This is a genomic window from Corallococcus interemptor, from assembly GCF_003668875.1.
Lineage (GTDB): Bacteria > Myxococcota > Myxococcia > Myxococcales > Myxococcaceae > Corallococcus > Corallococcus interemptor.
This window is the reverse complement of record NZ_RAWM01000051.1, coordinates 1-12,333: the sequence shown is the minus strand read 5'-3', so window position 1 is coordinate 12,333 and position 12,333 is coordinate 1. Positions and strand designations below refer to the sequence as shown.

The window sequence follows — 12,333 nt, the reverse complement described above, 5'->3', positions numbered from 1 at the left end:
AGGGGACGGCACCGCGCATTTCGCGGTGCCGCCCAATCCCGTACCAACACGGTCTGACACGCTATGGCTTCTTGTTCCGCGCCCGCAGCGCCTTGCACGGGTCGTCCTCCGGCATGGCCGGCGTGAACCACACGTAGTCGTAGGGCAGGGCGGTGGCGCCCACGGCGGCCGCGTAGTCCTGGGGCTCGAGCGCGTCCGGTGACACCTCCAGCAGCGCCACGCTCAACACGCTGACGTCCTTCACGCGGCGCTCCAGGTGCGCGGGGACGCCCCGGTCCTCGCGCACGTGGCCGTTGCCGGTGATGAGCACCGCGCCGTCCGCCGTGACGGTCTCCAGCAGCCGGTCCGCCATCATCGCGTCGCGCGCCCGCTGGGCCAGCGCCATGGGCTCCAGCATCTCCTGGGGCAGCTGCCCGCAGTGCGAACGGTCCAGCTCCTCGCGCACGGCCTTCGCCTCGGCTTCCGGCACGGGCGCCTCCAGGCCCAGGCGCGAGCGCAGGTCCGAGGGCAGTGCTTCAGGCCCCTTCATCACCAGCTCGCGCACCCGCGCGCGGGGCAGGTTGGCCGCGACGATGGGCAGGTGCGCCTGGAGGCCCGCGCTGAACACGGGCGCGTAGAGGCTGAAGTCCGGCCAGCCGCTGCCCGCCCAGTCCACCGCCTTCGCCAGCCCCTGCGCGTCCTCCGGATGGGCCTTCAGCGCCGCGTCCACCGCGGGCTGCTGCGTGACGTCCAGCATCTCGAAGGCGAGCGCGGGACGCTGGCCCCCGTGTGTCCTCGCGCGCACCAGCTCCGCCTGGAGCCGGTGATGGTCCGGGTGGTCATGCCGTTCGCCCAGGAGCACGAAGCGCGCGGGCACCACCGCCGCGCGCAGGGCGCTCTCGTCCACGAAGCGTCCGGCCGCCACGTCCCAGATGCGTCCGGCCAGCGGGTGGTCCCGGTACAGCGTCGTGGCCCACTCGCGCGCCGGAGGAGGGGAGGGCTGCTGCCGGCTGGCGCAGCCCGAGGACAGCGCGAGGACGAGGATGAAAGGGATTCGCGTCATCCCGTCATCTCACCCAGACCGCGTCCGCTTTGCCTGCTTCAAAGCGCCAGGGCCCTTGTTCCCCGACAGAAGCCGTCCGCCCCCATGGAGAAGCGGCGGGCAGGTTCACGGTCCCCCCGGGAAGAGCCCTGCTCGGTAGGCGACGTCCGGCGTTGAAGTGGGGAGAACGGCTCGCTACGTCCACCCCAGGTCTTTTCTTCCACGCGTCCCGCACCTTCCGAGCCTGCCCTGAGCCGTCCGCCCCACGAACAGAACCCTCCGGAGCCGGCGGCGCTGGACCGCGCCAAGACAGCCTTCTTCAGCAACGTGAGCCACGAGTTCCGCACGCCCCTGACGCTGATGCTCGGGCCCGTGGAGGACGCGCTGGCGGACACGGTGGAGCCGCTGGGGCCGCTCCAGTCCGAGCGGCTGTCCCTCGTCCAACGCAACGCCAGCCGGCTGCTCAAGCTGGTCAACACCCTGCTCGACTTCACGTGCACGGAGGCCGGACGCGTGCGCGCGGCCTTCCAGCCCACGGACCTGTCCGCCTTCACCGCGGAGCTGGTGAGCCACTTCGAGTCCATCGCGAGGCGCGCGCAGCTCACCCTCACGACCGACCTGGCGCCCCTGCCGGAGCCCGTCTGGGTGGACCGGGAGATGTGGGAGAAGGTTGTCTTCAACCTGCTCTCCAACGCGATGAAGTTCACGTTCGAGGGCGGCGTCCACGTCCGGCTGCGCATCGACGACGGCCAGGCGCGGCTGACGGTCCGCGACACCGGCAGCGGCATCCCGGAGGCGGAGCTGCCGCGCATCTTCGACCGCTTCCACCGCGTGGAGAACGCCCGCTCCCGCAGCCACGAGGGCAGCGGCATTGGCCTGAGCCTGGTGCAGGAGCTGGCGAAGCTGCACGGCGGCACCGTGGGCGTGACGAGCACGCTGGGGCAGGGGACGACGTTCTGTGTCTCGGTGCCCCTGGGCCACGGCCACCTGCCGCGCGAGCAGCGGGTCTCCCAGGGCTCGGGGCCCGCGCACACCCGTCCGCGAGGCGCGTCCGCGTACGTCGAGGAGATCCGCGGCTGGCTGGGCACGTCCCCGGAGGAGGGCGCGCGAGCGCGGGAAGGCACGAAGGCCGCGCCGCTGTTGCCCCCCATGTCCGCCAGGGTGCTGGTGGTGGACGACAACGCGGACCTGCGCACGTACATCACGGGGCTCCTGGCCGCGTCCGTGACGGTGGAGACGGCGGAGGACGGCTACGCGGCGCTCCAGTCCATCCGCGCGCGTCCACCCGACCTGGTGTTGAGCGACGTGATGATGCCGCGCCTGGGCGGCTTCGGGCTCTTGCGCGAGCTGCGCGCGGATCCGCGGCTGAGGGCCATTCCCTTCGTCCTCCTGTCGGCGCGCGCGGGCGAGGAGGCCTCGGTGGAGGGGCTGGAGGCGGGCGCGGATGACTACCTGGTGAAGCCCTCTGGCCACGGTGGTGGAGACGCTGCTGGACGTGTCCCAGCTGGCCTCGGGGCCGGTGAGCCTGAACGTGGAGGACGTGGACCTCTCCGCGCTGGTGACGGAGGAGGTGGCGCAGCTGCGGGAGGAGGTGTCCCGCGAGGGCAGCGAGGTGCTCCTGCGCATCGCCGGTCCGGTGCGGGGCCGGTTCGACCGGGCGCGCCTGGCGCAGGTGGTGCAGGGGCGCTTGTCCAACGCGCTGAAGTACGGGCCCGGCAAGCCGGTGGAGGTGCACGTGGAGCAGGTGGGCCCGTGCGCGCGCCTGACGGTGGAGGCCCACGGCGGCAGCGTCGGTGTGTCCGAGACGCCAGGGGGCGGCGCCACCTTCACGGTGTCACTGCCCCTGGCGGGCCCGAAGGCCTGAACGGCGCGTTACTTGGAGTCCACCACCAGCACCATCCACCGGTCGGTGGCGTGGTCGATGCGCACGTTGGCGGCACCGGCCTCCTGGAGCTGCTGCACCACGCGCTCCAGGAACTGGAGCTGATCCGCGGGCGCGTCCACGAACACGTTGCGCGAACCCGGGCCCTTCGCCTTCGGCTTCTTCTGCGCCGGGGCCGTGCCCGCGTGCAGCTCCGGAGCCGCCGCGGCCTTCAGCAGCGTCCCCGCGTCCTCCGCCGTCACTTCCGCGCGCTCGTCCTGCACGTCCACGTCCTGCTCCTCTTCCTTGGGGGCGGCGGCCGGAGCGGCGGGCTGCGAGGCCAGCTCCTTCTTCGCCTGGTCGCGCAGCTCGTTGAACGTGCGCAGGTTGATGGTCGCGCCGAAGCGGTCCTTGAAGCTCTCCAGGGCGTCCTGACGGCTCAGGTCCGGCTGGTTGCGAAAGAGGTCGAGCAGGAACGCGTGACGCTCCTGCGACTGCTCCTGGGAAGTCCTGGGCATGGCTGTGTGGCTCCGGCGGTGTGGCCGCTTGAAGAAAACGCGGCGCACCTATACCCGAGCCTCCCCCCGGAACGAAAGCCAGGGGCCCGCTACCGCCCGCGAGGCCCCGGACGCGACGTGCGGCCCCCACCCCGGGGCCCGGACGGACGCGGCTGCGCGGGACGCGGCCACGCGTTCGTCGCCAGGCCCTCGTCCGCGTTCGCACCTTCCGAGGCACGGCGCAGACGCGCGGCCTCCGCGGCGGACTCCGGCGGCACCAGCGCCTTGGGGCCCCGGCCGATCAGGTCCTCGCGCCCGGCCAGCTTCAGCGCCTCGCGCGCCAGCGGCCAGTGCTCCGGGTTCCAGTAGAGGAGCAGCGCCTTCTGCAGCCGCTTCTCGCGCAGGCCCTTCGCCGTGTACACGGGCTCCATCTTCAGCGGATCCAGGCCCGTGTAATACATGGCCGTGGCCACCGACATGGGCGTGGGGATGAAGTCCTGCACCTGGCGGGGGCGCTTGCCCTTCTCCTTCAGCCACTGCGCCAGCATCACCATGTCCTCCAGCGTGGAGCCGGGGTGGCCGCTGATGAAGTAGGCGATGTCGTACTGCTCCTTGCCCGCGTCCTCGCTGGCGCACGCGAACATGTGCTGGAAGCGCTCGAAGCTCTCGATGCCGGGCTTCTTCATCTTCTCCAGCACGCGCGGCGACACGTGCTCCGGCGCCACGGACAGCTGGCCGCCCACGTGGTGCGCCGCCAGCTCCTTCACGTACTCCGGCGAGCGCTCCGCCAGGTCGTACCGCACGCCGCTCGCGATGAAGACGTGCTTCACGCCCGGCTCCTCGCGCACCTGCTTCATCAGCGAGATGAGCGGCCCGTGGTCCGTCTGGAGGTTCTCGCACACGCCCGGGTGCACGCAGGACAGCTTGCGGCAGCGGCTCTCGATGTCCTCGCTCTTGCACTTGAGCTTGTACATGTTCGCCGTGGGCCCACCCAGGTCCGTAATCGTCCCCCGGAAGTCCCCCATGCGCCGCACCTCGCGCACCTCGCGCAGCACGCTCTGCGCGGACCGGCTCTGGATGACGCGGCCCTCGTGCTCCGTGATGGAGCAGAAGGTGCAGCCGCCAAAGCACCCGCGCATCAGCACCACCGAGTGCTTCACCGTCTCGTACGCGGGGATGGACTCCTTGTACATGGGGTGCGGCACGCGGTTGAACTTCAGGTCGTACAGCTCATCCATGGCCACCGTGGCCGTGTCCCCGGGCTTCTGTCCGGCGCCGTCCTCCAGCGGCCGGGCGGGCGGGTTCATGTAGATGGCGCGGTTGCCGTGGCGCTGCGCGATGGCGCGCGCGTTGCCGGGGTTGGTCTCCATCTGGAAGTCCCGGCTCATCACCGCGAAGGCGCGCGTGTCCGCGACCACGTCCTCGTAGGAGGGCAGCACCACCACCTTGCCGTGGTCCGCCGCGCGCTTCGCCGGGTCCGCCTCCAGGGCCTTCATGGCCGCGTCGTTGATGAGGTGCGCGGTGCCCCGGATGTCCTTCAGGTCCTCGATGCGCTCGCCCTTGTTGAGCCGGTCGGCGATCTCCCAGATGGGCCGCTCGCCCATGCCGAACACCAGCAGGTCCGCCTTGGCGTCGAAGAGGATGGAGCGGCGCACCTTCTCGCTCCAGTAGTCGAAGTGCGCGATGCGCCGGAGGCTGGCCTCGATGCCGCCCAGCACGATGGGCACGTCCGGGAAGGCCTCGCGGCAGCGCTGCGCGTACACGATGGACGCCCGGTCCGGCCGGCAGTTGGTGCGCCCGCCCGGGCTGTACTGGTCCTCCGAGCGGTTCTTCTTCTGGGCCGTCAGCCGGTTGAGCATCGAGTCCAGGTTGCCCGCCGCCACCCCGAAGAAGAGCCGCGGCGCCCCCAGCGCCTTGAAGGGCTCCGCCGAGTGCCAGTCCGGCTGGGGGATGAGCCCCACCTTGAACCCCCGCCCCTCCAGGAAGCGCGCGATGAGCACCGGCCCGAAGGCCGGGTGGTCCACGTAGGCGTCGCCGCTCACGATGATGATGTCGCACTGCTCCCAGCCCCGGGCCTGCATGTCGGCGCGGGTGACGGGGAGGAACGGGTGGGCATAGCGGGGAGCGATGGAGGCCATGGTGTAGGTCCCCTCAACAGCCGGGGAGGGCCCAACCAACCCCATCAGGGAGGGCGCTGTCCACTGCGACGGCCGCCTGCCCCCCTCTTCCCCGAGAGAGCGGCAACCTGTCAGGTCGTCCAAACCCAGACATGGAGTGCGCCGTTTCTCGACTCCTCGCAAAGACAGACAGCCGGGTCATTGGGGCTCCAATGGGGTGTCTGTGTATACCTGGACCTGGGTACAGCCTTGCCCGTATTGCTAGAAAAATCCGTTTATGGCAGAGAATTGTGCACGGGCCTGGTTGTCATTGTCTGGCGTCAGGACCGCTCCCCCCGACCCGGCACCGCCCTTCTCATTGGAGAGAGTCATGTCCTTGCGCCGTCCTCTGTCGTTCTTCGCCTCCCTGCTGCTGCTGGGCGGCTGTGGTACCGAAACCCTGGAGGAGGGCGCGGGGCCGCGTCAGTCCAGGGCCGCGCTGCACACGGGCATGGACCTGGCGGTGGCCGGGCTGGGCGTGACGTGCGCGGAGGGCCAGGTGGCGACGGTGACGGGCACCATCGTCAACGAGGCACCGACGGGCATCGACCCCTCGGTGGCGGGCATCTACGCCGGGGACCCGGCCGAGGGCGGCACGCTGCTGGCGACGGTGAACGTGCCGTGGCTGGTGGGCAAGGAGCGCTATGCGTTCGAGACGGCGGTGCAGGTGCCGGACGGTACGCAGAAGCTGTTCGTGGTCGCGGACCACGTGGACTTCTTCCCGGAGGACAGCGAGGAGAACAACACGGGGTCGCTGACGCTGGCGGCGGGCGGCGGCTGTCTGGTGAACCAGGCGCCGGTGGCGCTGTGCAAGGACGTGACGGTGCCGGCGAACGCGTCGTGTGGGGCGACGGCGTCCATCGACAATGGCTCGTATGATCCGGACGGCTTCCCGCAGCCGCTGAGCATCACGGCCAGCCCGGCGGGCCAGTACCCGGTGGGCACGACGCCGGTGACGCTCACGGTGTCGGACGGGATGGATTCCGCGTCGTGCTCCGCGACGGTGACGGTGGTGGACGATGCGGCGCCGGTGGCCGGGGCGAGCAAGAACCTGGTGCTGGCCCGCACCCTGGGCGCGGACTACAAGACGGTGACGCTGGCGGACTGCGCGCAGCCGGCGGTGGACACCTGCGGCGGGACGCTGGACCTGCAGCAGTCGGCCTCCATCCTCCGCGTGGAGTCGGACGAGTCCGAGGACGCGCTGTTCAGCCTGGCCCTCTTCAAGTGCCAGGACATCAAGCTGAGCGCGGACCGCAAGTCCGCGCAGCTGCGCGCGGAGTCCAGCCTGCTGGGCAACGGCCGCGTCTACACGATGGTGTACTCGGTGGCGGACGCGTCCGGTAACGCGACGATTGGCACCTGCAAGGTGAAGGTGCCCAGCCTTCAGGGCCTCATCTCCGTGGGCGTGGGTCCCGTGTACTGCCAGGGCGAAGGCTGCCCGGCGAACACGGGCGGCGGGCTGCTCTGCCCGCTGCTGTAGTCGCCACGCAGCTCCAGGGCGGTGATGACGGCCCGGGTCCGCGAGTGTGCGCGGCCCGGGCTGTCGTGTTGGGGCTTCACCCCTGGTGCAGGCGTGCGAGGGGCCCTGCGCGTGCGTTGACGCAGATCGCTGCCTCCCCTAGCTTGGCCGGCTCCCGGCATCGCCCCATTCCGAGGTGAGGAAGGGCCGCGCCGCGAGCACCCCGTATGATGCGCAGGACGGACGAGGAGTCGGGTCAGGGGGAGGCGCCGCGGGACGAGCGTGCTCCGGATGGCCTCATGCCCGTGCTCCGCGTGGAGTACGACACCGACGTCCAGGTGGAACACGCCGCGCCGGTGCTCCGGGTCCGCTCGTCGTGGCCGCCCGAGGACGAGGACGCCGCGCCCGCGCCGAAGGCCACGGAGGTGAAGGGCAGGGCATCCGCGAAGGGACGGACGCTGACCTTCCGGGAGCTGGACTCCGCGGCGCTGGCGTCCAGGCCGCCCTCCCACCGCATGAACCGCGCGGTGCCCACCGTTCGCGGTGACGAGGCAGAAGCCCCGCGCCTCGCTGACGCTGGGACGCCGAAGCCGCCCGCGCCGAACCTCATCCGCGTGGACGACGCGGCCGACGCGCGTCCTGTCGAAGAGGCTCCCGCGCGCGACGTGTCCGCCTCCGGTGACGTCACCCCCGCGGAGCGCGAGGCCATGCAGGCCGCCGTGTCCTCCGGGCGCCGCCGGGAACAGTGGGTCGCGCCCACCTATCTCCCGGAGGACCTGCGCGACGCGCTGGTGGCCGAGCGCAGCCAGTACCGCGCGCAGCGGATCCAGGAGGCCCGCGAGGTGGGCCTGGCCGGGCCCGGGGTGCTGGGGCTCGTGCCCGTGCCCGCCGCGGATCCGGACTGGTCCGGTGGCTCGCTGCTGGGCTTCCTGGGCGAGGAGCTCGTCTTCGCCGGGAACATCGTCCACCTGGACTTCGAGTCCGGCCGCGTCTTCGCCTCCTCCGACTCCGGCGAGGACCTGGACCGCCGCGTCCTCTCCTGCGAGCGCTGGTGCTACCGGCCCTACGACTTCGCGGAGGCCCTGTGCGCCGCCGCTGCCGCCTACGAGGAACGCGTCCCCGCGCTCGAGAACGCCCTGGCGCGCGCGAAGGGGGAATTGCTGCCCTCCACGCCGTCCCCCCGCGACGCGGAGCTCATCCCCGTGGACCGGCTGTGGCGCCAGCCGTGGGGCAGCATCTGGGGCCCGCCCGGCACCGGAAAGACCACGGCCGTCGCGGACCTCATCGCCCGCGCCCTGCGCGCCTACCCCCACGAGCGCATCCTCGCGGTGGCCCCCACCAACCGGGCCGCGGATGAGCTGGTGATGCGCGTCAGCGCCCTCCTGGAGCGCGACCCCATCCCCCTGCGCCCCCTGGCCCACACCATCTTCCGGGGCGGCACCGGCGCGAGCGACGCCGTGGCGAAGCTGCCCACCGTGGCGGTGGAGGAGAACAAGTCCAGCAAGCTCATCAACACCATCCAGCAGCGCGAGCGCGAGCTCACCCTGGAGCGCGCCCGGGGCGGCGCCGCGCCGGAGCTCGCCCGCATGCAGGCGGAGCTGCGCTCCTTGCGCGGCCGCGTGAAGGACCCAACGCTCAAGGAAGCGGAGAAGGGCGACAGCCCCCTCATGGTGCTCACCGTGCACCGCGCCCTGCGGCTCGTGTCGGAGCTGGAAGGGGAGCAGACCTTCGAGCGGCTCGTGGTGGACGAGGCCGGGATGGTGACGCGCGCGGCGACGGCGTTGCTGGCCCCGCTGGCCCGGCACGTGACGCTCGCGGGAGACCCCAAGCAGATTGGCCCCGTGAGCCGCGCGGCGGAGGGCGCGGGCAAGGGCACCCAGACGTGGCTTCGCGCCAGCGCCCTGTCCCACCTGGAAGACGCGGTGAAGGACGCGGAGCGCCCGGACGTGCTGCTCCTGCGCACGCAGCACCGCATGCACCCGGACATCGCGAAGGTGGTCAGCCACTTCTGCTACGGCGGCGCGCTGGAGGACGGCGACCTCGTGAAGGACCGGGCCCAGAAGCCCCCGCCCGTGCCCGCCTTCCCGTCACGCGCCATGTGGCTGGTGCTGGACGGCCTGAGCCGCGACACGCGCCGCCTCACCCATGGCCGGGGCGAGACAGGCTCCGGCTACCAGCGCGAGCTGTCCGCGGAGCTCGCCGTGACGCTGGCGCGCCAGGCCGTGCGCCTGGGCCTCACCGTGCTGTGCGTGACGCCCTACCGCGCGCAGGCGGCGCTCCTGCGCAAGCTGGGCAACGCGGCGGGGCTGCGCCACGACATGTTCAGCGCCTCCACCATCCACCGCCAGCAGGGCACCCAGTACGACGTGGTGATGGTGGACACGGTGGCCGGAGGCCGTCCCTTCCCGCCGCACACGCTGGTGCCCATCCTCAACGTCGCCGCCAGCCGCGCGAAGGAATACCTGCTGGTGCTCGCCTCGCGCGCGGAGGCCCGCGCCTCACCCGTGCCCGCGCGGTTCCTGTCGCTGCTCCCCCGCGTGCGCGTCCACGCCGGCACGCCGCCGAGGCTGGAGCTTCTGGCCACCACGCCGCGTCCGCCTCCGCCGCCCCCGCCGCCGCTGGTGCCCGTGGGCCTGGGCGGCGAAATCGCGGGCGGCAGGGACACCGGGCCGCTCTTCACCCAGGAGCAGGTCTCCCTCTTCGAGCGGCGCTTCGACGACGGCCACCACCTGGTGCGCGGCGTGGCCGGCAGCGGCAAGACGTACGTGCTGGCGCACTGGGCCGCGCGCTACCTGCTGGAGAACCCGCGCGCCCGGGTGCTGGTGTCCTTCTACAACCGCTCGCTCGCGCCGCTCGTGGAGAAGCTGCTCCTGGAGGCGCTCACCGTGCGCGCCCCCCCGGAGCAGGTGCGTCCGCTGCGGGCCCAGGTGACGGTGAAGCACGTGGGCGCGCTCCGGCGCCTGGAGCCGCACGCCTTCGACGCCGTCTTCGTGGACGAGGCGCAGGACATGGACGCCAGGGGCCTGGCGTCGCTGCACGCGCTGGTGCGCCCGCGCGTGGACGCGGACGGCCGCGAGTCCCGCTGCTTCCAGCTGTTCATGGACGACTCGCAGAACGTCTATGGCCAGGTGCCCATCGACAGCCTGAAGGAGCAGCTGCCCGAAGGGCTGTCCTTCCGGGGCCGCACCCGCGTGCTCAAGGAGACCTTCCGCGCCACGCGCGACATCCTGGACGTGGCCTTCAACGTCGTGCTGGACCCGCTGCGCCAGCACCGCGTCACCGACCCCGGCATGCGCGAATACATGAAGGCCGGGGAGCTGGCCCGCGAGCGGCTCCTGTGGCTGCCGGAGGAGACGCTGGAGGGCCTCTACCGCGTGCAGTCCACCGAGCGCGGCGGCGTGCTGCCCCAGGTGAAGGACTTCGCCTCCAGCGCCAGCGAGGCGCGCTGGGTGGCCAAGGAGATTGCCCGGCTGGTGCGCGAGGAGGGCGTCCACCCGGGCGACATCCTGGTGGTGGCCCCCGTCATGCCCGCGTCGTTCACGGACGCGCTGCGCAAGGCGGGCGTGCCCGCGGAGGCCTACGGCGGCAAGGGCGGACGGGACGTGACGGACTTCCGGGTGAGCGGCGTGGACCACGTGCGCGCCACCACGGTGTTCTCCTGCAAGGGCCACGAGTGCCCCGTCGTCTTCTTCGCCGGGCTGGAGGCCCTGGACTCCATCGAGGCGTGGATGGCGGGAGCGCGCCAGCGCAACGACCGCGAGAACGAACGCATCCGCCGCGCGATGTTCTACGTGGGGGCCACCCGCGCGATGAAGCGCCAGTACCTCACCGGCGTGCGTGGGGGCCGCTTCCTCCGGGTGGCCGCGTCCTACGTGGAGACGCTGGCGGGCCACCGCCCGGCGCCCTGAAACATCCAGGGCGCGGGACTTGTTACATCCGCCAGCCGGTGACGCCCGCGCTCTTGCCGAACGCCGGCTGCGCGTAGACCTCACGGAAGCGCGCGCGCAGCAGGTCGAACGTCTGCTGCAGGTCCGGCGCCGCGGCGCGCGCGTCCGGCAGCTGTCCGCCCATCCGCGCGAAGCAGCGGCTCATGGCGCCATCCAGCCACTGCGTCACGGACGCGGTGTCCTGGTCCTGCAGCCGCTCGAACACGGACAGCGCCCGCTCCAGCGTCTCGCCGACCAGCTCCGTGGAGTCGACCGCGCTCCCTGCGCAAAGCTTCGCGGCCCGAACCTCCAGGGCCGGACGATGCTTGCGAACAAACTCCCCGAAGGCATGCAGATTCACGGTGACCATTCTTAACCCTTCGCCCCCATGCTGTCAGAACGCTGGACGCGAAAATCCTTGGCCACCAGACACCGTGCAGCGTGACGCTGGAAAAGGGTGGTGGGATGAATCATGTATCACTCTCCGTCCTGGCAAGCGAGCCACCGGGGGCGCGGCGTATTGCCCGTGGGTCGGGTGTGCCACCGGGTGGGCGCGGGCAGACCCAGGGCGTCCCCGGTGTTGTCCGGCGCGTTTCTGGGGAAGGCAGGAGACATGCGGCGCACGGTGGAGCTGACAGAGCTGGGCGGGAATGACGAAGGCCCCCGCGTCCTCTTGTTGCCGGGACTGGGCGCCCGTGGATCGGGCTTTCGTGAGCTTGCCCTCCAGCTGACAGACGCAGCGCGTCCCGTGCTGGTCGAGTACCCGGAAGGCGAGCACGCGGCCCGTGGCGCGCGGGCGCTGGCGGAGCAGGTGCTGCGCGTCACGGGGAACGTGGACGCGGTGGTGGCCAGCTCCTTTGGCGGCATGGTGGCGGCGCACCTGGCCGCGGGCGGGGCGACGCGCGGCGTCGCGTTCCTGGGGGCCTTCACGCGCACCGAGCACGTGGGGCCTCGCGGGAGGCTCATCGCGATGATGGGGCCCATCGCCGTGCTGGGGCGTCCCGGACGCGTCGCGGCATCGCTGGCGGCGTGGCGGCCGGTGCCGGCGGATCAGGTGGCGGACGTGGTGCCCACCACGGCGCTGGAGCGCCTGACGACGCTGCGGCGCGCGTTCGCCATCCACACGGAGCCGCCCCCGCCGGACCTGCGCCCGCTGAAGGTGTCCTGCGTGTGCATCCAGGGGGACCGCGACGTGCTGGTGCCGCCGTCGTCACTCTCGCGGCTGGCCGCGTCGCTGCCGGAGGGCACGCCGCTTCACGTGCTGCGCGGTGCGGGGCACGTTCCCTATTTCTCACATCCGGAGGAATGCGCGCGGCTGCTCACACCGTGGCTCCAGGCGCTCGCGCCCGCGGGGCTCGCGGCGCTGACGGCCCGGGAGCTGGGGCGGGACGAAGGCAGCGCCTGGCTCTTATA

General features: G+C 71.9%; 7 protein-coding genes and 1 pseudogene. 4 read left to right on the top strand and 4 right to left on the bottom strand.

Features of this window, described 5'->3' with window-relative positions; genetic code table 11:
- Window positions 1-61 precede the first annotated feature (61 nt).
- The gene (locus D7X96_RS19625) at window positions 62-1,042 is read right to left on the bottom strand and encodes a ChaN family lipoprotein (protein WP_121725219.1); all 981 of its coding nucleotides are present in this window, start codon (window positions 1,040-1,042) and stop codon (window positions 62-64) included.
- Between the two features lie 267 nt (window positions 1,043-1,309).
- On the opposite strand from D7X96_RS19625, the pseudogene D7X96_RS19620 reads away from it, so the two are divergent.
- Window positions 1,310-2,885, top strand: a pseudogene (locus tag D7X96_RS19620) (ATP-binding protein); the annotation flags it as partial.
- Window positions 2,886-2,893: 8 nt separating this feature from the next.
- Here D7X96_RS19620 and D7X96_RS19615 read toward each other — a convergent pair.
- Entirely contained in the window at window positions 2,894-3,400 is a 507-nt protein-coding gene (locus tag D7X96_RS19615; RefSeq protein WP_120546240.1) for a hypothetical protein, read from the bottom strand.
- 89 nt (window positions 3,401-3,489) lie between these two features.
- On the bottom strand, window positions 3,490-5,517 hold the full coding sequence (locus D7X96_RS19610; RefSeq protein ID WP_121770420.1) for a YgiQ family radical SAM protein: 2,028 nt from the start codon (window positions 5,515-5,517) through the stop codon (window positions 3,490-3,492).
- A gap of 349 nt (window positions 5,518-5,866) precedes the next feature.
- Here D7X96_RS19610 and D7X96_RS19605 point away from each other — a divergent pair, with 349 nt between their 5' ends.
- On the top strand, window positions 5,867-7,015 hold the full coding sequence (locus D7X96_RS19605) for a hypothetical protein (RefSeq protein ID WP_120546238.1): 1,149 nt from the start codon (window positions 5,867-5,869) through the stop codon (window positions 7,013-7,015).
- A gap of 206 nt (window positions 7,016-7,221) precedes the next feature.
- Window positions 7,222-10,902, top strand: coding sequence for an AAA family ATPase (locus tag D7X96_RS19600; protein ID WP_120546237.1), 3,681 nt, complete (start codon window positions 7,222-7,224; stop codon window positions 10,900-10,902).
- A gap of 22 nt (window positions 10,903-10,924) precedes the next feature.
- Here the strand turns inward: D7X96_RS19600 and D7X96_RS19595 are convergent, their stop codons facing one another.
- A complete protein-coding gene (locus D7X96_RS19595) occupies window positions 10,925-11,290 on the bottom strand; it encodes a hypothetical protein (protein WP_120546236.1) in 366 nt (121 codons plus the stop codon).
- A 243-nt stretch (window positions 11,291-11,533) separates the two neighbouring features.
- On the opposite strand from D7X96_RS19595, the gene D7X96_RS19590 reads away from it, so the two are divergent.
- Window positions 11,534-12,333: alpha/beta fold hydrolase (locus D7X96_RS19590; protein WP_244219655.1), on the top strand; the 800-nt coding region annotated here is incomplete at its 3' end.